Below are 21390 nucleotides of genomic sequence, written 5' to 3'. Positions count from 1 at the left end.
GCGCTCTGATTATCCGGGAATAGTGTGATCCGCTCAGGCCCAGGCTGTTGGCCTGAGCGGAACCCGCATCAGTGCACGAAACGCGCGATCACGTCGCGGTAAGAGCGACTAACCTTCACTTGCGCGCCCGAATCGAGCACGAGGAAGCATTCGCCGTTGGTATGCGGCTTCACCTGGCGAACCTGATTCAGATTGACGATGGTCGAGCGATGCACGCGCTGGAACACGCGCGGATCGAGCCGGCGCTCCAGATCCTTCATCGTCTCGCGCAGGATCAGCGAGTTGTCGGCGGTGCGGATGCACATATAGTCGCCGGCGGCCTCGATATGTTCGATCGAATCGACGTCGATCCGGAAGATCTGACCGCGATCCTTGATGTTGATGAGCTTTTCGTAACGATCCGCGTTGGGATCGCTCTCTTCCGGCATCGCGTCCACCGCGTCGGGCGCGACTTCGGCCAGCACCGTCTTGAGCTTTTCCGCCTCGTCCGCCGAACGCTTTTCGGAAATGCGCTGGCGCACCCGGGCCAGCGTATCGTCCAGCTTGGCCTCGTCCACCGGCTTCATCAGGTAATTGACGGCATTGGCCTCGAACGCACGCACGGCGTGCTCCTGATAGGCGGTGACGAACACGAACAGCGGCGGTTCGATTTCCATCACGCCCTTGACCACCGAGAACCCGTCGAACCCGGGCATCTGGATGTCGAGGAAGACCAGATCGGGCTTCTCTGTCTTGATCTTCCGGATCGCCTCGCGCCCGTTGGAACAAGTATCGATGATTTCGACGTCAGGATATTTTTCCAGTCGAAGCTGGAGGCCCTGGATCGCCAGTTTCTCGTCATCGACGAGGATAGTGCGAATGGTCATGTGTCACGTACTCCGGCCCGGCAAACGCGCGGGGGCCAAATTTGTTTCATCGTCCGACGGGAACGGGTTGCCGCTGAAGTTCTTCCATGTCCTCGGGAGTGGGCTGATGGTCCGCGGGCAGCTCGATCAGCACGGCAAAGCCGCCTTCAACGGGCTCCACCGTTTCGAAACGGTGCTGCTCGCCGTAAGCCTGGCTGAGGCGGTCGCGGATGTTCGAAAGGCCGACACCGGTGGATACCGGCTCCCCTCCATCGTAGGTCATGCCCGACAACCTGTTGTCGGTAGTCGGACTTTGCAAGCCCGGCCCGGTGTCCGAGACGGTGATGCGAAGCATCGGCCCGACGAGTTGCGTGGCGATGGCAATATCGGCCCCGGCCTCCTGCTGGCTGACCGCATATTTGATGGCATTCTCCACCAGCGGCTGAAGCAGGAGCGAGGGCAGCAGGCAGGTCTCCGTCGCCGGATCGATGGTGAACGTGGTGCGCAGCCGTTCCTCGAAACGCATCCGCTCGATGTCGAGATAGAGCTTGAGCGTCTCCACCTCGGTCGCCACCGTAACCCGTGCCGAGGGCTTGTTGATCAGCGTGTAGCGCAGGAACGAGGAGAGGCGGCTGAGCATGGCATTGGCCGGCTCGGTCTGCTTGAGCAGCACCAGGGTCGAGATCGAATTCAGCGTGTTGAACAGGAAGTGCGGATTGAGCTGATAGCGCAGCATGGCCAGCTGCGCCTGCGTCGCCTGGTTCTCCAGCCGGATCAGCTGGTCGTTCTGCTCCTCCACCTGAAGGTAGAAATTGATCGCGTAATAGAGCGCCGACCACGCGCCCAGCAGCGTCGCGTCATAGTAGAACACGCCAATGAACAGCTGGGTGAAGCTGGTATCGCTGTCGGCCCGGTAGAGCGAGATCACCCAGGCATCGATGAAGGCGTGCAGCGCCACCGCGATCGGCAGGATCAGCGCGGTCATGCCCCAGGTCACCAGCGGCCGCTTGGTGATCAGCACGCGGTAGACCACCGAAAGCACCAGCGAGATCGAGAACCCGGTGATCGTCGCGATCAGCACCAGCACAAGGTTCGACAAAGGCTGGTCGTTGGCGATCGCCGACATCGTGCGCAGCAGCATCGCGCCGCCCCAGCCCGCGAACTGGAGGCGCCAGAAGGCCTTGTCCTTGTCGGCGAAGAAGGGGATCGGCTGGATCGGCAGAACGCGCATGATGGCTATCTAGACGAAAACCGCGCGAAGCGGAAACCCGGGGCCTCGATCTGGGGGCCAGCGGGTAACGGCAGTGGAGGCGCAGCCGATTTTTCACTCGGGAACAAAGAGATCGGCCCGGCAAAAGCGCTCATGAGGGGAAGGGGAAGGGAGCCGTGCTCCCTCGCGCTATCCCCCACGCGCGTCCGCAACCGCCTGCGATAGCTGATCGAAGCCGACCGCGCCCGAGATCAGGCGGTCGCCCGCGACCCAGCTCGGCGTACCACTGAAGCCAAGCCTTCCGGCGACGTCCATATTGCGCTGGAGTTCCTGTTCGACGACCGGGCTGGCGGCAACCTTGTGGGCACGTTCCATGTCGAGCCCGGCCGCCTTCGCCGCCGCGTCGATGGCTTGCGGATCGACTTGTCCGGACGCGAACATGGCTTCGCGGAACGGGGCGAATTTGCCCTGCTCGGCGGCGGCCAGCGCCATGCGCGCGGCTTCGGGACTATGCGGGCTGATGATCGGCAGTTCGCGCACGACAATGCGCAAGTCCGGGTGCTTGGCAATAAGCTGCGCAACATCGGGCAAGCTGCGGCGGCAATAGCCGCAGGCATAGTCGGTGAATTCGACAAGCGTGATGGCGCCATTAGGATTGCCGAGCACGGCGCCGGGGAAGGGCGTCTCTACACTCTGCCGCACGCCTGCGAGTTGCGCCTTGGCCTGCTTGGCCTGAAGCGCATCCATCGCCTCGTTGAGCACTTCGGGGTTGGTAACGAGATAGTTGTGAATCACGCGGCCAGCGATCACCGGCCCGCCAAACCAGACGCCCGTGCCAACAAGAGCGAGGCCCACGGCCGTCGCTGCGATCTTCGTGCCAAGTCCCATGGTTTTCGTCGTTCCCGTATTCGTCTCGAAGCTTCGCTCTAGCGGCGCTTCTTGTTGCGTTCCAGCGCCGCGCGCGCTTCCATTTCGATGTCCTGCGCCCGCAGCCAGTCGGGCGAGCCGCTCGGCAGGCCCACTTCGGCAGCCTGCGCATTCATCAGCGCGGCATCCATCTGGTTGGACAGCGATTGCTGCTCGGCGCTGGCGAGCCTTGCGCGCGGTATGTCGCCGTTGGCCGCGTAGATCGTTCCGAGCTGGTACCAGGTGAAGGGATTCTCCCGGTCCCGCGCGGCGGCGTTCTTGAGCACCGTCTCGGCTTCCTTGAAATGCTGCGGGTCCTCGGTCGCGATCAACGCGTGGCCGAACAGCGTGGCAATCAGCGGCTGGTAGGCGGTCAGTTCGGTCGCCTTGCGCAAGGGTACGAGCGCATCGTTCGGCTGGCCCGATTCGAGCAGGATCTGGCCCTTGAGTTCCAGGAAATAGGGATCATTGGGATCCACCATCAGCAGTGCGTCGGTCTCGGCGGTGGCGCGGTCCATCTCCGACTGGCGGTGCCACGCATAGGCGCGGGCATAGTGCGCGGGCACCGAATTGTCGGTTTGCGGGTAGACGCGGAACACATCGCGCGGCTCGGCCAGATAGCCGAACAGCTTGGCCTTCATGCGCACGAAGCGAGCCTGGATCTTCGGATCGTCCGGCTTGGACCAGGCCGGGTCCTTTTCGTAAGTGTCCTGAAGCGTCTGGATACGGTCGCCGGTCAGCGGGTGGGTGGAGTAGAACTCGTCCCCGTCCTGCGGGCGATAGCCGTAGCGGAATTCAAGGTTCTGAAGCTTCTGGAAGAATTCCAGCGAACCGCGCCCGCTGATCCCGGCCTCCGAGAGAAACTTCGCGCCCGCCGCGTCGGCCGTAGCTTCCTGCGCACGGGTATAGGCGAGGAAATTGCCCATGGCCGCCTGCTGGCCCGCCATGATCACACCCATCGCCGCCTCGCCGCCGCCGGCCGCCGCCGCCGCCGCGCCGAGCAGCAACGAGAGCAGCGAAATGCTGGTGGCAGACTTCTCGCCCTGATTCAGAACGGCGTGGCCGCCCGTGACGTGACCAAGCTCGTGCGCGATCACGCCCTGCACTTGCGCGGCGGTATCAGCCTCATTGATGAGGCCGGAGTTCACGTAGACCGCCTGCCCGCCGACGACGAAGGCATTGACCGAGGAATCGTTCACCAGAACGATGTCGACATGCGTGGGGTCGAGTCCGGCAGCCACGATCAGCGGCCGCGCCATGTCCTTGAGCAGCGCCTCGGTCTCGGCGTCGCGCAGGATCGACTGCGCCACAGCCGGCGAGGCGGACCAGCCGAACAGCGCCAGGAATGTCAGGACCAATGCGGCGATACGCGCGAACGACATAGGCGCTGTTGGAACCTTTCGCGCTGAACCGGGGCTTAAGCTCCCACAGCCTAGCGTCCGGCACAAGGCTAGCAAGTCGATAAAAAGATGGCGATCAAGCCTTTCGAGTGGTCGCCAGCCAGACCCGGATGGCCCCGGCGAGACCGGGCGGCACGTCCGCCTCCAGCCGTTCCGCATCGATCCGCGCGACAAGCGCGTTGACCGGCACGCCCGCGTCCACGGCGGCGGCCTTGAGCATGTCCCAGAACACCGGTTCGAGGCTGATCGAGGTCTTGTGCCCGGCGATCTCGACCGAGCGTTTGACCGGGGGATGATACGGCGAGGTCATAGGCGCAGACTAACGCCCGTCCGCTTCAAGTCGAACCCCAATCCTCATGGAGCGAGCCGGCAAAAGAAAAGGCGGCTCTGAAGCCGCCTCTTCCCTCCTCTCCAAACCATAGTGGCCGGACCGTCTTTGCCGCGGTTCCTGACCGGTTTGAAACTTGTGTCAGTTCTTGTCGGCCACCGCGACCTGATCGCCCTGCAGGTAGGGGAGCGGGTTCACGGCCTCACCGTCGATGCGCACTTCATAGTGAAGGTGCGGGCCGGTCGAGTTGCCGGTGGTGCCAACGTAGCCGATCACGTCGCCCTTGTGGACCATCTGGCCCTCGGCAACGTTGAGGCGGGACATGTGGCCATAGCGGGTTTCGAGATCGCCGCCGTGTTCCAGTTCGACGAACAGGCCGTAGCCACCGAACCAGGATGCCTTGCCGACGACACCGTCAGCGGTTGCGTAGATCGGGGTGCCGACGGGCGCGGCAAGGTCGATGCCCTTGTGTGCGCGGCGACCGCCGAGAATCGGGTGTTCACGCATACCGAAGCTGCTGGTCAGGCGAAGGCCTTCAAGCGGAGTGCGCGAGGGGATATTGACGCCGGAAAGGCGGGCGGTACCGGGGATCGCCGGCTTGGCCTTGGCCGCGGCGAGGCCGGTTTCCTCGTAGTTCTGCCAGGAGCTGAAGAGGGTGCGGAACTGTTCGTCCTCACCACCGCTGGCGGATTGATTGGCGGCCTGAGCGGCGCGCAGCGGGGCCGAGATGTCGGCGGCGGCTGCGGCGCTGTTGGCCAGGGCGGGGTGAGCTGCCATCGAAAGACCCGCGATGGCGACAGTAGCCGTCACCGTGCGGAACTTGGCAATGAGTTTGGTTACGACCACTCGCAATACCTTGTTATCCGCCGCAATCCGCAAGGACACGACGTTGTCGTTATCGACGGGCACGCCTTTGGCATGCCGCGAACCCTAAGTTTTGAGATGGTCGGAACCCCCCGCCGTCTCGCGAAGTGGAGTTATGCCGATCAGTTCCTAACAGACAACCCCAAGGTAGAAATCCCGCGATAAACCGGCAGCGAGGCGCGCTGAGTCGTTGAACGGTGGCTTAACAGCCCCACGAAAATGGCGGGAAACCAGGGTTTTCCAAAGTTCCGCCGGTTCACCGTTCATCGCTTCGGCGCATGCGGCGAAATGTGTTGAACCGAAACGGACGTGGCGGATTTCATCGTCAAGGATTCTTTCGAGAATGCGCGCGCCCCGCTCGTCGCCAAGGCTACGCACTCGCTCTAAAGTAGCCGGCGTCACGTCCAGACCGCGCGCTTCCAGCACCATAGGCACCACCGCGAGGCGGGCAGCGACATCATGTCGAGTCTCATGCGCGGCGTCCCACAGCCCGCTGTGCGCAGGGAGGGCGCCGTAGTGGCTCCCCTGCGTGCGCAAGTGCCGGTCCAGCAACGCGAAGTGCAGCGCTTCGTCGGCAGCGACCGAGAGGAAATCGCTGACGAAGCCCGGGTTCATCTGCCCACCGAATCGCCCCGCCATGTCGAGCGCGAGGTCGATGGCAACGAATTCGATGTGCGCCAGCGCATGCCAGAGCGCCAATCGGCCGCGCTCCGAACCGCCCTTGCCGCGCTTGGGCATGCGATTAGGCGGCAGCAGTTCGGGCTCTGCCGGGCGGCCCGGTTCCTCGGGCATTTCGACATCGAAGGCATAAGCGAGCCGTTCGTGTCGCCAGTCGCGCGCCACCTTGCGGGTGGCCATGACTTTGGCGCCGGGATCGGATTCCAGCAGCACCTCGCGAATGGCTGCGGCAACGGACTGCATGATCAGAGCGCCTTTGCGGCCTCCAGCACCTGCGCGGCATGGTCCTTTACTTTCACCTTGTCCCACACGCGGGCGATCTTGCCGTCCGGGCCGATCAGATAGGTGGTGCGGACCATGCCCATGTAGGTGCGGCCATAGTTCTGCTTTTCGGTCCAGATGCCGAGCGCGTCGGACAGCCCGCCTTCCTCGGCATCGCTGGCGAGCGGGGCCTTGAGGTCATGCTTGGCGATGAAGTTCTGGTGCTTCTTCGCCGAATCCTTGCTGACGCCCAGCAGGGCGACGCCGGCCGCATCGAACTCACCCTTCAGCGCCGAGAAATCGAGATTTTCGGTGGTGCAGCCGGGGGTATTGTCCTTGGGATAGAAGAACACGACCAGCTTCCGGCCCGCGAAGTCCGAAGCCTTCACACTGCCGCCTTCGGGCGTTTCCAGCGCGATATCGGGGAACGGGTGGCCGGCGGCGGGGCGCCCGGAAATGGTGCTGCTCATGGGTTCATCTCCAGTGTTTCGCCGAAAGTCTCGCTCCAACTCGCGGCGACATGCGCGCGGGCCCGGGCGAGGGCGGATTCAAGATCTTGCCACGCGCCATAGCCGCAGGCGCGTTGCAGCGCCATGCAGGAGGGCTTGCCAGGCACCTGGGTATCGGGCGCGAAGAGGCGGCCGGCCACCAGCAGACGCGTCATGACGTCATGCGATTCTACCAGCGTGGCTGGCAGCAGTCCGTCCGCCACCAGCAATTGCAGCGCCGCGCCCAGGTCGGGATCGAGGCCAAGCCCGCTGCGCAACTGGGTGAAGTGGACAAGGAATTCGAGGTCCACCAGCCCGCCACGCATCAGCTTCACGTCGAGCGGGCCCTTGGCGGGTTTGTGCCCGGCCATCTTGGCGCGCATTTCCAGCACGTCCGCGCGCAATTTGTCCCCATCGCGGGGGGCGGCGAGCACGCTGTGAATCACCTCGCCGAGATCGGCGCGCGCCTCGGCCGAGCCGTAGAGCGGACGGGCGCGGCAGAGCGCCATGTGTTCCCAGGTCCACGCCTGTTCCTGCTGATAGCGCGCGAAGCTGTCGAGGCTGGCGGCGGGCGGGCCCTGCTCACCCGAGGGACGCAGGCGGGTGTCGACTTCGTAGAGCGCGCCTTCGGCCGTCGGCACCGACAGCGCGGCGGTCACGCGCTGCGAGACGCGGTTGTAATAGAGCGTTGCCCCCAGCGGCCGCCGGCCATCCGATTCGCCCGCGAAATCGCCGGTGAACAGATAGATCAGATCGAGGTCGGAGGCGTGGGTGAGCACGCCGCCGCCCATGCGGCCAAGGCCGAGCACGACCAGTTCGCTGCCCGGCACCACGCCGTGGACGGCGCGGAATTCCTCCAGTGCGGCATCGGTCAGCACCACCAGCGCGGCCTCGGCAATCCGGGCGAGGGCGTGGCCGATGTCCAGCGGATCGTTCGCGCCCTCGATCAGTTGCACGCCAAGGGCGAAGCGGCGGTCGCCCACTTTGCGGCGCACGGTGCCCAGCTTCTGTTCGTAGTCGGCACCCGGCTCGAACTGGGTGAATTCGGCAACCAGTTCCTCCACCGATCCGGGCAGGTCGAAGGCACTGGCATCGATCAGCGGGTCCAGCAGATCGGCACGCCGGGCCAAGGCGTCGGCCAGAGTGGGCGCAAGGCTGAGGATGCGCGCCAGCCGTTCCAGCAGCGCGGGACGGGCTTCCAGCAGGCGGAACAGGTTGATGGCGGAGGGCAGGTTGTTCAGCAGCTTTTCGAATCGGGCGAAGGCGCGCTCCGGCTCCGGCGCGGCAGCCAGCGCGGCGAACAGATCGGCGCGCACGCTGGCGAAGGCGGCGCGCGCCGCGTCCGAACGCAGCGCCCGCATCCCGCCGGAGAGCCAGCCTTCCACGCGGTGGGCCATCGTTTCGGCATCGGCAAGGCCAAGACCGGCCAGTTCGTCACGCAAGTCGTCCTGCGCGGGCATGGCGACTTGCGTGGTCGGGCCGAGCGGGGTGTTGGCCATGACCAGCGCGTCATAGCGTTCGCCCACGGCATCGGTGATCTCGCGCAGTTCGTTCAGCAAGGTTTCGCCATCGGGAAGGCCGTCGAGCCGGGCCACGGCTTCCAGCGCTTCGGGACGCATCGGCAGGGCGTGGGTCTGCTGGTCCTGCAGCATCTGCAGGCGGTGTTCGATGGTGCGCAGGCGGTCGTAGCTTTCACCCAGCAGGCGCGCATCCTCGGCCGGCACCAGCCCGGCTTCGGCCAGCGCGTCCAGCGTGGCGCGGGTGCCGCGCAGGCGCAGCGCGGGGTTGCGGCCGCCGTGAATCAGCTGATGGGTCTGGGCGTAAAACTCCACCTCACGAATGCCGCCGCGCCCTTTCTTCAGGTCGAAGCCGGGGCCGACCGTGGCGCTGCCGCGTGTATTGGCGCGGATCTGCGCAGTGAGGCGGCCGATCTCGGCAATCGCGCCGAAGTCCAGGCTCTTGCGCCAGACGAAGGGGCGGATCGCGGCCAGGAAAGCCTCGCCCGCCGCAATGTCGCCCGAACAGGCGCGGGCGCGGATGAAGGCGGCGCGCTCCCACGCCAGCGCGGACGATTCGTAATGAGTCAGCGCCCCGTTGATCGAAATCGCCAGCGGGCTGACTTCGGAAGCGGGGCGCAGGCGCAAATCGATGCGGAAGACGTAGCCGTGATCGGTGACTTTGCCGAGTGTTTCCACCACTGCGCGCGCCACGCGCTGGGCAGCCTCGCCCGGCTCGTCCCGCTCTCGCCGGGGGAGCAGTTCGGGATCGAACAGCAGGATCGGATCGATGTCCGAACTGTAGTTGAGTTCACCGGCGCCATGCTTGCCGAGCGCGAGGGCGAGGAAACCGGCGGGTTCCGCATCGGGCACGCGGCGACGGATACCCTCGGCAATGGCGCCATCGAGCGCACGGTCGGCCAGTGCGGAAAGCTCGCCGGTGACGCGGAGCAACGGGAAGGCCCCGGCAAGGTCGCCGATGCCGAGGGCGAGAGCCAATGCCTGCTTCTCGCAGCGCAGCGCGATGCCGACATCGTCGATGCCGCTGCCGACATTGCGAGCGAACGCCAGCGCTTCCTCGCCCTTGCCTTGTGCCAGCAGCGCGGTGAGGTCCGGATGCCGGTCCAGCAGCGAGGCGAGGTAGGGGGCGTGGGCACGCGCGCGTTCAATCGCGCCGGTCCAGTCGGCTTGCAGTTCGGCATCCATGCCGGGGTTCCTGCCCAAGCGGGAGCGTGAGGGCAAGCGTGTCGGTTGGTTTGAAGGACGTGGGTCGTGCCGATCCGCGCATGCCGATCACTCGTTTCTCGTCATTGCGAGCGCAGCGAAGCAATCCAGTGCCGCACAAACCGCTCCTGGATTGCTTCGCCGCGCTCGCAATGACGAAGGAGGGTACTTTGGAGGAGTGTCGAAGATGCCGTGGGTCGGCTCCGCCTTGTGCCTGCCGCCTGCCTCTGGCACGACGCCGGTCATCCAAAAGTACCGGAGGCCCGGAGAACCGGAGCCCCAAACAGGATCGCCCAGACAATGAAACGCACCGCTGCCCTGCTTGCCTCTGTTGCCCTGTGCCTCGGCACGGCCGCCATCGCCGCCCCCAAGCTGCCCAAGGGCAAGGCCCTGCCGCCTCCGGCGATGACCACCGAACCGGCACCGCAGCTGTCGGTCGACAACATGAAGACACTGGTGAAGACGCTGTCCTCCGACGATTTCGAAGGCCGAGCGCCCAGCACGAGTGCGGAGCCCAAGGTGCTCGACACCATCATCGCGTCCTTCAAGAAGGCCGGGCTCCAGCCGGGCAACAAGGGCCAGTGGCTGCAGGACGTGCCGACGGTGGAGATCACCGGCAGCAACCATTCCGCGCTGACGGTGACGGGTAGCAAGACGCCGCTCTCGTTCAAGTTCGGCGACGACTATGTGGCCGCCAGCTACCGCGTGACGCCCAAGACGCAGGTGAAGGACAGCGAACTGGTCTTCGTCGGCTATGGCATCAACGCGCCGGAACTGGGCTGGAACGACTATGCCGGGATCGACATGCACGGGAAGACCGCGGTCATCCTGGTCAACGATGCCGACTATGACGCCGCCACCGAGGAAGGCCCCTTCAAGGGCCGCCGCATGACCTATTACGGCCGCTGGACCTACAAGTTCGAGGAAGCCGCACGTCAGGGCGCGACCGCCGCGCTGATCGTGCACGACACTTTCCCCGCCGCCTATGGCTGGAACGTCGTCAATTCCAGCTGGACCGGCGCGCAGTACCGCGTGGCGACGCCGAACGACGATATGGACCAAACCGCAGCCAACGGCTGGATCCAGAAGTCGGTCGCCGAATCGATCCTGAAGGCCTCGGGCAAGGACCTTGCCACGCTGTCGGCCGCCGCCAAGCAGAAGGGCTTCAAGCCGGTGCCGCTGGGCCTGAAGGTCAGCCTGGGCTTCGACAATGCGATCCGCCGCTCCACCTCGCACAACGTCGTCGGCGTGTTGCCGGGCAAGGTGCGTCCGGATGAATACGTGCTCTATTCGGCGCACTGGGACCACCTTGGCCACTGCACGCCGGACAAGACCGGCGACGGCATCTGCAATGGCGCGGTGGACAATGCCACCGGCGTCGCCGCGCTGGCCGCGATTGCAGAGGCCAATGCCAAGGCCGGCCCCGCCGCGCGCAGCCAGGTCTTCGTGGCGGTGACCTTGGAGGAATCGGGTCTGCTCGGTTCGGAATACTACGCCGCCAACCCGATCTACCCGCTCGACCACACCGTGGGCGGCGTCAACATGGATGCGCTGCTGCCGGGCAGCCGCACGCGATCTTATGCGATGACGGGTGGCGACAAGTCCGATCTCACCTCGATCTTCCGCGATGAACTGGCGGACGAGGGCCTGACCGAAGTGCCCGAGGAACATACCGAGCGCGGCTACTACTACCGTTCCGACCACTTCTCGATGGCGAAGCGCGGCGTGCCGATGTTCGATCTGGCCGCCAGCACCGACTGGGTGGACGGCGGCAAGGCCGCAGGTGATGCAGCCAGCGAGGACTACAACTCGAACCGCTATCACGGGCCGAAGGATGAGTACTCCGAGGCGTGGAACTGGGACGGCATTGCCCAGACGGCGGGGCTCTACTATCGGCTCGGCCGCACGCTCGCCGATTCGGACTTCTGGCCGAACTGGCATGAAACCGACGAATTCCGCGCGATCCGCGACAAGGCTTGCGCGGCGGCTCAAGGAGGCTGCCACAAGTGACTTTCGCCCTTCCCCCCGAATGGCATCCACAAGACTGGATCTGGATCGGCTTCCCGCATGACCCGGTCGAATGGCCGGGCTTCCTGGAAGCCGCCCAAATGCAGATGGCCGAGTTCGCCTCGGCCGTGGCCGAATCGGGGCAAGAAGTGCGCCTGATCGTGCGGGACGAGGCCAACCGCGCGCGCGCGGCCTCGCTCGTCTCGTCCAAGGTCTCGCTGGAAGTGCGCCGCTATGGCGACGTCTGGCTGCGCGATACCGGGCCGTTGGTCTGTGCCGACGGTGCTGGCGCGCTCAAGGCCATGCGCTTCGGCTTCAACGGCTGGGGCGGCAAGTACCTGATGGATGGAGACCAGGAAATCGGCGCCGAACTGGCGCGCGATGCCGGGCTGGAGGTGGAAACCTCGGACTGGATTCTGGAAGGCGGCGCGCTGGATGGCGACGGCACCGGGCTGGTCGCCACCACTGAACAGTGCCTGCTCAACCCCAACCGCAACCCGCACCTGACGCGCAGTGATCTGGAAATGCGTCTGAAGCGCGATCTGGGCTACGACCGCGTGCTGTGGCTGGGTGACGGTCTGATCAACGACCATACCGACGGCCATGTCGACAACCTTGCACGCTTCGTGGCGCCGAATGTTCTGGCCCTGCCGCGCGCGACCGGCCCGAACGATCCCAACGCCGCGATCTACGCCGATGCCAAGGCCCGGGCCGAGGCGATGGGCGTGACCGTGCGCGAAGTGCCCTCACCGGGCCGGGTTGAGTCTGACGGCCGGATCGAGCCGGCCAGCTACATGAACTTCGCGATCACTTCCAAGCTGGTGGTCGTGCCGATCTACGGCACCGAGCACGACGCGGACGGCATTGCCGCCATCGCCGAATTGTTCCCCGATCGCGATACCGTGGGCGTCATGGCCGATGCCGTGCTGGCCGGTGGTGGTTCCTTCCACTGCTCCAGCCAGCAGATGCCGTCGCGGATCGTTTAACGGATTCGCAACGCCTCGAAGCGCAGTCTGCGGGGCATGGCTCGTGTACTGACCCTTACGCAAAACGCTGCCGCCATCCCGCAGGCCGAATGGCTGCGCATGACGGTGGTGAGCGGCTGCGCGCTCGCGCTGATTCTGGCCAAGACCGCCCTGCCTTTTTGAGGCGGCCTCGCGATACAGAGCCGTCATGCTGCATTGCAGCAAAACTTTATCACGAACAGACCGTACGCCGTTAACGGGCAGCCCCCAGTTTGAAGTCTCCCCCTGATCGCAAGGAGACTTCCCGATGCGCCCCCACGCCACTCACACCTCCGCCAAAGACCGCGAGCGCCTTCGTCAGGCGATGCGCTCGAACATGCTGTTGTTGTTCTTCGGTTTGGGAGTGCTGGGATTCCTGATTGCCATCGACCGGGCGGAGTGGTTTTCCTTGAAGCCCGCCACGGGCACCTCGGTCTCGCTCTCGCACGCGGTGGCCGATCACTCGGGCCAGACCCCGGAGGCGCCCGCAGCACCATGATCGTCACTCCCTCGCTGCATCCCGTCCAGCTTGTCCGCGAAATCTGGAAGCCGCTTACGGTCCTGTTCGTCTGGGACGTGATCGTGACTGTCGCGTGGTTCATGTTCCCGTTTCACGCCCCCGAATTGCCGATCACCCTGTTCGGCTCCGCGCTCGCACTGTTTCTCGGTTTCCGGAGCAATTCGGCCTATCAGCGCTGGTGGGAGGGGCGAGGCCTGTGGGGGCTGATGATCAATGCCAGCCGCAATCTCTCACGCGCGGCCCGCAACTTCATGCCCGATCCCGAGGCGGCCGAGATGAAGCGCCGGATCGTCATGCGCCAGATCGCCTACGTCAACGCGCTGCGCTGCCAGTTGCGCCGCCAGACGCCCGACGGCGAAGTGATCCGCCTGCTTCCGCAGGGCGAGGCCGACCTTGCATTGGCGCGCGTAAACGTGGCCAACGGCATTCTCGACGGCACCGGTCGCCGCATTGACGAGGCCCGCCGCACCGGCTGGATCGACACTATCCAGCAAGCGCAGATGGAGCGCGTGCTCGTCGATATCGCCAATGCGCAAGGCGGCATGGAGCGGCTCAAGAACACGCCGCTGCCCAACCAGTACCGGTTCTTCCCGACGCTGTTCACGCATATCTTCTGCGTGCTTCTGCCCATCACGCTGGTCGAACCGCTGGGGTTCGCCACGCCGCTCGGCTCCACGCTTGCCGGTCTCATGTTCCTGTCGGTGCTGGCCATCGGTGACGATCTGGTCGATCCCTTCGCCAATACCGTGCACGACCTGCCGCTCAACGCGATGTGCCGCACGATCGAGATCGACCTCCTCCAGTCGATCGGCGAGGCGCCGCCGCCTGCGATAACCCCCGATCCACACGGCGTGCTGTGGTGACCGGTTGACGGCGAGGCGTAGGAGCCTAGGACAGCCTATGGCCAGAGCAGACCGTCTCGAACGTATGGACACCCGCCGCAGCGACCTCGAAATCGAGTACCGCGCGGCTTTGATCGAAGCCCTTCGCGTGACGGCGGCGGGAACGTGGGGTCTGTTCGATCACAACAAGGACCGGGCGGCGCGCGTAAAGGTCGCGCCGACGGTGGACCACCTTATCGAACTCGCCGAAGTCATCGACGACTTGCGCGATCAGCTCGATATGGAGGCTTTCGCACTCCATCAGGAATTTCTCGCCGCGCGCGGGCCGGTCAAGGCCGATGCCGTGGGAGAGCCGAAGCAGGCTCAGGCCTGGCTGGACCGTTTGACGGCCTAACCGATAGGGAGTTGTCCATGCGCCTTTCCAAAGATCGCCAGACCGCCCGCGCCGCCGTGCGCATCGGCAATTGGTTCAAGCTGGAAGCGCGCACGGATTTCAGCCCGCCGGGACTCGTGGCCGTGGGCATACTGGTTTCCGGGATTCTGCTGAGCACCAGTGTTCTTGTCGCAGCAGGCGGCCGCGCGCGAGCCCGTCGGATTCAGGCGCGCACCGATCGGTCTCTGCCTGAATCCTGATCGGCAACCGCAACCGGGTTAGCCCAAGCTCACCCGGTCACGGTTGAATCCTTCAGTTCCGGTAGAGCACGTCCAGCCGGTCGGCGTAGCGTTCCTTCAGCTTGTGCCGACGGATCTTCAGGCTGGGGGTCATTTCCTCGTTCTCTATCGAGAAGGGTTCGTCGGCGAACGTGAACTGGCGGACCTTCTCGATCACCGAGAGGTCGGTGTTGACCTGGTCGATGGCGCTGCGGATCGCTGTGCGGAAGGCCGGAAGGCGCTGGAGCGCCTTGAAATCGAACTTCTCGTCATTGGCCTTGGCCCAATCGAGCGCCCAGTCGGCATCGGGAACGATGAGGCCGACGATGTAGGGCCTGCGATCGCCCCAGACCATGGCCTGCGCGATCTCGGGCTGGAGCGTCAGCATCGATTCCACCTTTTGCGGAGAGACGTTGTCGCCCTTGTCGTTGACGATCATGTCCTTCTTGCGGTCAGTGATGCGGATGCGGCCGCGATCGTCGATATGGCCGATATCGCCGGTATGGAGCCACAGCCCCGATCCGGAATCGATCAGCACCGCGCGGGTCGCGGCATCGTTCTGCCAGTAACCCTGCATAACGAGTTCGCCGCGCACGAGGATCTCACCATCGGCGGCGATCTTCACCTCAACGTCGCGCATCGGCGGGCCCACGGTGTCATGGCGAATGCCGGCAGCGGGGCGGTTGCAGCTGATGATCGGCCCGGCCTCGGTCTGGCCGTAGCCCTGGAGCAGCGTCAGGCCCATCGAATCGAAGAACACGCCGATCTCGGGATTGAGCGGCGCCCCACCCGAAACGAGCGCCTTGATGCGGCCGCCGAACTTGGCGCGCACCTTGGGCCGCAGCGTGTGTTCGAGCACGAGGTTGAGCGCCTTGTCTCCCAGCCGCCAGCGTCCGGCCTGCTGCCGCTCGCCAAGGCCGATGGCCTGTTCCATCAGCCGCGAAGCGATGGCGCCCTGCTTCTCGATCTGCTTCATGATGCGCGTGCGCAGCACTTCGAAGAGGCGTGGCACCACGACCATCACGGTCGGACGCACTTCCTCGATATTGGCGGCCAGCTTGTCGAGGCCTTCGGAGTAATAGATCTGCCCGCCGAGACCGATCGGCAGGAACTGACCGCCGGTATGCTCATAGGCGTGGCTCAGCGGCAGGAACGAAAGGAACGTCTCGCCCGGCTGCCAGCCGAAATCATCGACGATGATCTGCGCCGCACCGGCAACATTGGTCAGCAGCATGCCGTGGTGCTGACGCACCCCGCGCGGGGCGCCGCCGGTGCCGCTGGTGTAGATGATGCAGGCAAGATCATTGCGGCCGAAGTGGGTGAGGCGCGCCTCGACTTCGGCACGCGCGGCCACCGGATCGCCCTGGATCAGGCTGTTCCAGTCGTGAGTCTCGAAAGAGCCGCCCTGCAACGCGGGCATCTGCTCCATGCCGATCACATGGCGGCACAAGTCCGTCTGCACGATCGCGGGCAAGAGCGCCTTGCCGAGCTTGGCGGAGGAGACGATGGCAGCGTGTGCGCCCGAGTTCTCCAGAATATGGATATGATCGCGCGTGGTGTTGGTGGTGTACGTGGGCACCGTCACGCAGCCCGCCGCCATGATCGCGAGATCGGAGAGGCACCATTCGGGGCGGTTTTCCGAGACGATCAGCACACGGTCCCCGTCGCGCAGGCCCATCCGCCGCAGCGACGAGGCCATCATGCAGACGCGGCGCGCCGCTTCGGCCCAGCTGACGGATTGCCACGCGCCGTCGCGCTTGGCCCAGAGCATCGGGGTTTCACCGAGGTCATCGGCGCGCTTCAGAAACAGCGAAACGAAGTTCGTGCTGTTGTCGAAGTCAACAAGATCCATGTTGACCTTGGTCCTCTCGTAAATATCAGATTTGTCGTTGGGTAATGTCTAGGCGCGCGCGGGGGTTGCGACAAGCGCGGCCAGTGACGTCACCCGGCGGTTTCAGGCGCTATTCGCTGCCCACGGCTTCGGACGGGGTTGCAAAGCCGTCGCGCTTCATGAGCGATTCCAGACCCTTGCAGATCGCCCGCGCAATAACGGGGCCCTCGTAGACCATGGCGCTATAGACTTGCACGAGGCTGGCCCCGGCACGAATACGGGCCCAGGCATCTTCTGCGTTGGCGATACCGCCGACACCGACCAGGGGAATCGCCCCGCCGGTGGCCTTGCGGAAATCGCGCAGGCGCTGAAGCGCAAGGTCCCTGAGCGGCGCACCCGAGAGCCCGCCGGTCTCGCCGGCATGCTTCGAAGCAAGGGCGGGACGCGAAATCGTGGTGTTGGAAACGATCAGCGCGCCAAGACCGCGATCGAGAGCGATGCGGGCGATCGCATCGATGTCGGCCGGTTCGAGATCGGGCGCGACCTTGAGGAAGACCGGCGGACGCGGCGCGGCGCCGCAAGCGGCGTCACGCGCGTCGATCACCGCGTCGAGCAGCCCGGTCAGCGCCGATTCGTCCTGCAAGGCACGCAGGCCGGGGGTGTTCGGGCTGGAGATATTCACCGCAAGATAGGTCGCGTGCGGCGCCATCATGCGCGCCATTGTCGCATAATCGGCCACGCGATCGACCGAATCCTTGTTGGCGCCGATATTGATGCCCACCACGCCCGGACGGTCCCGACGGGCCGACAGGCGGGCCAACGCCGCCTCGCCGCCGTGGTTGTTGAAGCCCATGCGGTTGATGACGGCACGATCCTCGACCAGCCGGAACAAGCGGGGCTTGGGATTGCCGGACTGGGGAAGGGGAGTAATCGAACCCACTTCGGCGAAACCGAAGCCGAGCCCCAGCAGAGCGTCCGGCACTTCGCCGTCCTTGTCGAAGCCGGCCGCCATGCCCACCGGATTGGGGAAAGCGATTCCCGCAACTTGCGTGGCCAGGCACGCGGGCGAAACGGGCGCGCGCGAGGAGCCCGCCAGCTTGAGGGCCTTGAGGGCGAGACCGTGTGCCGATTCGGCATCGAGTCGGAACAGGGCGGGTCTGAGCAGCGCGTACATCACGTGGGCGCGCATAAACGGGTCGGCCGCGCGGCTCAAACGCTTCTTCGCATAGGCTCAAAAGTCGCGGAATGGCCGCAGCAAGGGCGGAATCGTGTGCGACAGTGCGATCCGCGACACGCCGTGTCGCAATTATACAATAAATCGCCCAGCCCGTTGCCTACATGAGGGTTGCGACCCGAAGGGCTCGTAGCGGGATGCGCACGAGTTCTTTATTACCTTAAGGGCGGTTCCCGGCTTGCCGGGGGCCGCCTTTTTTTATCCGAATTTGCATATTCTCTCCGATTCGGAGGGACTTGCAACAGGTGCGCTGGTTAATGCGCGTAAATCCTGTGCGAAACTCCATTGAAACGGCCGTGGTCCTGCACTAGGTGCAAATCGGAAGAAAACGATCCACTTTAGCTGCGGGTCCCGAAAGCCTCACCAATGCGCCTATCGAGCATGGCGGATTATGCCGTCGTCATCATGTCTGCTGCCGCCCGGCATTGCGGCGGATGCCCGCTCGTCGCGGGTGATTCGAAGCATGGGCGAGTCTCGGCCGCGCAACTGGCCGAGGAAACCCGGCTGCCCGCGCCCACCGTGCAGAAGCTGGTGAGCAAGTTGACCGCCGCCGGCCTGCTGCGCTCGTCACGCGGCGTGGGGGGCGGATTGAAGCTCGCCCGTTCGCCCGAAACGATTTCGGTTGCGGATATTGTCGAGGCAGTGGAAGGGCCCATCGCGCTCACCGCCTGCCTCGATGTCGGAAAGTCCGAATGCCAGATCGAGGGTGGCTGCCATGTGCGCCCGCACTGGCCGCAGGTGAATGCGGCGCTGCGCGGCGCTCTGGCGCAAGTGGCCCTGACCCAGCTCGTCGAGGAAGTTTGAATGACCGAAGAAACCGCTCCCGCAATCGGCGCTGAGGCGCCGGAACTGCGCGATCAGGCCGCGCGTGATGCTGCGGCCCGCGTGGCGGAGTACGAGCACGGCTGGGTTTCCGATATCGAGCAGGAATATGGCCCCAAGGGCCTGTCCGAGGATACCGTCCGCTTCATCTCGGCCAAGAAGGAAGAGCCGGAGTGGATGCTCGAATGGCGCCTGAAGGCCTATCGCCGCTGGCTGGACATGCCGATGCCGGATTGGGCGAAGCTGAACGTACCGCCGATCGATTATCAGGAAGCCTACTATTGGGCCGCGCCCAAGAAGAAGCCCTCGTTGTCGAGCCTGGACGAGGTCGATCCCGAGATTCTGCGCGTCTACGAGAAGCTGGGCATTCCGCTGGAGGAGCAGAAAGTGCTCGCCGGCGTCGAAGGCTCGCGCAAGATCGCGGTGGACGCCGTATTTGACTCGGTTTCGGTCGCCACCACCTTCCGCAAGGAGCTGGAGCAGGCGGGCGTGATCTTCCGCTCGATCTCCGAAGCGATCCGCGAATACCCCGAACTGGTGAAGAAGTGGCTCGGCAAGGTCGTGCCCGTGCAGGACAACTACTTCGCCGCCCTGAACTGCGCGGTCTTCTCCGACGGCACCTTCGTCTACATCCCCGAGGGCGTGCGCTGCCCGATGGAGCTGTCCACCTATTTCCGCATCAATGCGGAGAATACCGGCCAGTTCGAACGCACCCTGATCATCGCCGAGAAGGGCAGCTACGTCTCGTACCTCGAAGGCTGCACCGCGCCGATGCGCGATGAGAATCAGCTTCACGCCGCCGTGGTCGAACTGGTCGCGCTGGAAGATGCCGAGATCAAGTACTCCACCGTGCAGAACTGGTATCCCGGCGATGCCAACGGCAAGGGCGGCATCTACAACTTCGTGACCAAGCGCGGCCTCTGCCAGGGCGCCCGCTCGAAGATCTCGTGGACCCAGGTGGAAACCGGATCGGCAATCACCTGGAAGTACCCCAGCTGCGTCCTCAATGGCGAGGATTCGGTGGGCGAGTTCTACTCGGTGGCCGTCACCAACAATTACCAGCAGGCCGATACCGGCACCAAGATGATCCACAACGGCAAGGGCAGCCGTTCGACGATCATTTCCAAGGGTATCTCGGCCGGCAAGTCGAACAATACCTATCGCGGCCTCGTCCGCGTGGCCGCCAATGCCGAAGGCGTGCGCAACTTCACCCAGTGCGATTCGCTGCTGCTCAGCAAGGAATGCGGCGCCCACACCGTGCCCTATATCGAAGTGCGCAACCCCAGCGCCCAGATTGAGCACGAGGCGACCACCAGCAAGATCAGCGACGACCAGATGTTCTACGCCATGCAGCGCGGGCTCGATACCGAGCAGGCGGTGGCGCTGATCGTCAACGGCTTCGCCAAGGAAGTGCTTCAGCAGCTGCCGATGGAGTTCGCCGTCGAAGCGCAGAAGCTGCTGGGCATCAGCCTTGAAGGAAGCGTGGGATAACGATGCCCGGCTTCCAAACTCGCAAGACATTCAAAGGAACCCCCGCATGACCGCCGCCCGCAAGACTCTCGGGATCAGCAAGACCGCCACACCGAAGGTCGATGCCAAGACCGGCTTCAACGTGACCGGCGCGCGCCTCGAAACGCTGAAGGAGCGCGCCAAGGACCAGCGCCGCAATCCCAGCGAGGCGCAGAAAGCGCTGTGGGCCGAACTGTCCGGCTCGAAGCTGGGCGGTGTGAAGTTCATGCGCCAGGCCATCGTCGGTTCGGCGATCGTCGATTTCTCGTGCCCGTCGCGCTGGATCGTGATCCAGCTCAGCACCGAGGACTCCAACCCGGACGTCAACGAGTTGCAGGACCGCAAGCTCATCGAAGTGGGCATCCGCGTGCTGCGCTTCTCCGAGGACGAAGTGCTCGACCGCATCGACAGCGTCGTGCGCGAGATCAACACCGAGATTAACGTGCCGTTCGACAAGCGCTCCGCGCGCCGGAAGGCCGGGACCACTGCCACTCCCCGTTTCGACGAGGGAGCCGAAGGATGACCATGCTCAAGATCGATAACCTTCAGGCCAATGTTGCCGACAAGCCCATTCTCAAGGGTCTCTCGCTGACGATCAATCCCGGCGAGATTCACGCGATCATGGGGCCGAACGGCGCGGGCAAGTCGACTCTGGGCTACACGCTCGGCGGCCGTCCGGGTTATGACGTGACCGGCGGTTCGGTGGACTTCCTGGGCCAGGACCTGCTCGAACTGGAACCGCACGAGCGCGCCGCCGCCGGCCTGTTCCTGGGCTTCCAGTACCCGGTCGAGATTCCTGGTGTCTCCTTCGTCCAGTTCCTGCGTGAAGCGGCCAATGCCCAGCGCAAGGGCCGGGGCGAGGAACCGCTTTCGGGCGGCGAATTCCTGAAGCTCGCACGCGAAAAGGCGGGCCTGCTGCGCATGGACATGGACATGCTGAAGCGCCCGGTGAACGTCGGCTTCTCCGGCGGCGAGAAGAAGCGCGCCGAGATGGTGCAGATGGGCATCCTCGATCCCAAGCTGGCGATTCTGGACGAGACCGACTCCGGCCTCGACATCGACGCTCTGCGCATCTGCGGCGAGGGCATCAATTCGATCATGCGCGCGCCCGACAAGGCCGTGCTGCTGATCACCCACTACCAGCGCCTGCTGGACTATGTGAAGCCGGACTTCGTCCACGTTCTGGCCGCCGGCCGGATCGTCAAGTCGGGCGGCCCCGAACTCGCACTCCAGCTTGAGGAAGAGGGCTACGAGGCCGTCGTCGCATGAG

At 64.8% G+C, this 21390-nt stretch carries 22 protein-coding genes; 11 read left to right on the top strand and 11 right to left on the bottom strand.

Going from position 1 to position 21390, the window contains the following annotated elements:
- Positions 1-68: 68 nt before the first annotated feature.
- The 9 genes from EDF56_RS12085 to glnE form a co-directional block, all read right to left on the bottom strand.
- Positions 69-866, bottom strand: a complete 798-nt coding sequence (locus EDF56_RS12085; protein ID WP_132387708.1) for a LytTR family transcriptional regulator DNA-binding domain-containing protein — start codon at positions 864-866, stop codon at positions 69-71.
- A gap of 46 nt (positions 867-912) precedes the next feature.
- On the bottom strand, positions 913-2076 hold the full coding sequence (locus EDF56_RS12080) for a histidine kinase (RefSeq protein ID WP_132387706.1): 1164 nt from the start codon (positions 2074-2076) through the stop codon (positions 913-915).
- Between the two features lie 168 nt (positions 2077-2244).
- Complete coding sequence (locus tag EDF56_RS12075; protein WP_132387704.1) at positions 2245-2943, bottom strand: DsbA family protein; 699 nt, start codon at positions 2941-2943, stop codon at positions 2245-2247.
- Between the two features lie 38 nt (positions 2944-2981).
- The gene (locus EDF56_RS12070) at positions 2982-4343 is read right to left on the bottom strand and encodes a M48 family metalloprotease (protein ID WP_132387702.1); all 1362 of its coding nucleotides are present in this window, start codon (positions 4341-4343) and stop codon (positions 2982-2984) included.
- Between the two features lie 94 nt (positions 4344-4437).
- Positions 4438-4671 (bottom strand): ribbon-helix-helix domain-containing protein, encoded by a 234-nt coding sequence (locus tag EDF56_RS12065; RefSeq protein ID WP_132387700.1) that lies wholly within the window; start codon positions 4669-4671, stop codon positions 4438-4440.
- A 159-nt stretch (positions 4672-4830) separates the two neighbouring features.
- Positions 4831-5535 (bottom strand): M23 family metallopeptidase, encoded by a 705-nt coding sequence (locus tag EDF56_RS12060; protein ID WP_243652558.1) that lies wholly within the window; start codon positions 5533-5535, stop codon positions 4831-4833.
- A gap of 147 nt (positions 5536-5682) precedes the next feature.
- Positions 5683-6474, bottom strand: coding sequence for a ferritin-like domain-containing protein (locus EDF56_RS12055; protein WP_207904691.1), 792 nt, complete (start codon positions 6472-6474; stop codon positions 5683-5685).
- A gap of 2 nt (positions 6475-6476) precedes the next feature.
- Positions 6477-6962: a peroxiredoxin gene (locus EDF56_RS12050; protein WP_207904690.1), complete on the bottom strand. Its 486-nt coding sequence runs from the start codon at positions 6960-6962 to the stop codon at positions 6477-6479.
- On the bottom strand, positions 6959-9682 hold the full coding sequence (glnE, locus tag EDF56_RS12045; RefSeq protein WP_132387698.1) for a bifunctional [glutamate--ammonia ligase]-adenylyl-L-tyrosine phosphorylase/[glutamate--ammonia-ligase] adenylyltransferase: 2724 nt from the start codon (positions 9680-9682) through the stop codon (positions 6959-6961). The genes EDF56_RS12050 and glnE overlap by 4 nt, the downstream gene beginning before the upstream one ends.
- 318 nt (positions 9683-10000) lie before the next feature.
- On the opposite strand from glnE, the gene EDF56_RS12040 reads away from it, so the two are divergent.
- The 7 genes from EDF56_RS12040 (at position 10001) to EDF56_RS12015 (ending at position 14706) form a co-directional block, all read left to right on the top strand.
- A complete protein-coding gene (locus EDF56_RS12040; RefSeq protein WP_132387696.1) occupies positions 10001-11710 on the top strand; it encodes a M28 family metallopeptidase in 1710 nt (569 codons plus the stop codon).
- Positions 11707-12693: an agmatine deiminase family protein gene (locus EDF56_RS12035; protein WP_132387694.1), complete on the top strand. Its 987-nt coding sequence runs from the start codon at positions 11707-11709 to the stop codon at positions 12691-12693. The genes EDF56_RS12040 and EDF56_RS12035 overlap by 4 nt, the downstream gene beginning before the upstream one ends.
- 36 nt (positions 12694-12729) lie before the next feature.
- Positions 12730-12855 (top strand): hypothetical protein, encoded by a 126-nt coding sequence (locus EDF56_RS26600; protein ID WP_279389712.1) that lies wholly within the window; start codon positions 12730-12732, stop codon positions 12853-12855.
- 124 nt (positions 12856-12979) lie between these two features.
- Positions 12980-13210: a hypothetical protein gene (locus tag EDF56_RS12030; protein ID WP_132387692.1), complete on the top strand. Its 231-nt coding sequence runs from the start codon at positions 12980-12982 to the stop codon at positions 13208-13210.
- Positions 13207-14094 (top strand): bestrophin family ion channel, encoded by an 888-nt coding sequence (locus tag EDF56_RS12025; RefSeq protein ID WP_132387690.1) that lies wholly within the window; start codon positions 13207-13209, stop codon positions 14092-14094. Before EDF56_RS12030 ends, EDF56_RS12025 begins: the two co-directional genes overlap by 4 nt.
- 37 nt (positions 14095-14131) lie before the next feature.
- Positions 14132-14467 (top strand): hypothetical protein, encoded by a 336-nt coding sequence (locus EDF56_RS12020; RefSeq protein WP_132387688.1) that lies wholly within the window; start codon positions 14132-14134, stop codon positions 14465-14467.
- A 17-nt stretch (positions 14468-14484) separates the two neighbouring features.
- Positions 14485-14706 (top strand): hypothetical protein, encoded by a 222-nt coding sequence (locus EDF56_RS12015; protein ID WP_132387686.1) that lies wholly within the window; start codon positions 14485-14487, stop codon positions 14704-14706.
- 52 nt (positions 14707-14758) lie between these two features.
- Here the strand turns inward: EDF56_RS12015 and EDF56_RS12010 are convergent, their stop codons facing one another.
- Together EDF56_RS12010 and EDF56_RS12005 are read right to left on the bottom strand one after the other, a co-directional pair.
- Entirely contained in the window at positions 14759-16576 is a 1818-nt protein-coding gene (locus EDF56_RS12010) for an AMP-dependent synthetase/ligase (RefSeq protein ID WP_132387684.1), read from the bottom strand.
- A gap of 109 nt (positions 16577-16685) precedes the next feature.
- Positions 16686-17744: a quinone-dependent dihydroorotate dehydrogenase gene (locus tag EDF56_RS12005; protein WP_132387682.1), complete on the bottom strand. Its 1059-nt coding sequence runs from the start codon at positions 17742-17744 to the stop codon at positions 16686-16688.
- A 411-nt stretch (positions 17745-18155) separates the two neighbouring features.
- On the opposite strand from EDF56_RS12005, the gene EDF56_RS12000 reads away from it, so the two are divergent.
- The 4 genes from EDF56_RS12000 to sufC are packed head-to-tail and all read left to right on the top strand — an operon-like array spanning position 18156 to position 21389.
- Positions 18156-18593, top strand: coding sequence for an SUF system Fe-S cluster assembly regulator (locus EDF56_RS12000; protein WP_132387680.1), 438 nt, complete (start codon positions 18156-18158; stop codon positions 18591-18593).
- On the top strand, positions 18594-20102 hold the full coding sequence (gene sufB / locus EDF56_RS11995; RefSeq protein ID WP_132387678.1) for a Fe-S cluster assembly protein SufB: 1509 nt from the start codon (positions 18594-18596) through the stop codon (positions 20100-20102). It abuts the gene before it with no gap.
- Between the two features lie 46 nt (positions 20103-20148).
- On the top strand, positions 20149-20643 hold the full coding sequence (locus EDF56_RS11990) for a DUF559 domain-containing protein (RefSeq protein ID WP_132387676.1): 495 nt from the start codon (positions 20149-20151) through the stop codon (positions 20641-20643).
- Between the two features lie 2 nt (positions 20644-20645).
- Positions 20646-21389 carry a Fe-S cluster assembly ATPase SufC gene (sufC, locus tag EDF56_RS11985; protein ID WP_132388537.1) on the top strand — a complete coding sequence of 248 codons (744 nt, stop codon included), beginning with the start codon at positions 20646-20648 and terminating at the stop codon, positions 21387-21389.
- Position 21390 lies beyond the last annotated feature (1 nt).

This window comes from Novosphingobium sp. PhB165 (assembly GCF_004341845.1).
In the GTDB taxonomy this organism is placed as follows: Bacteria; Pseudomonadota; Alphaproteobacteria; order Sphingomonadales; family Sphingomonadaceae; genus Novosphingobium.
This window is presented reverse-complemented; position numbering and strand designations above follow the sequence as displayed.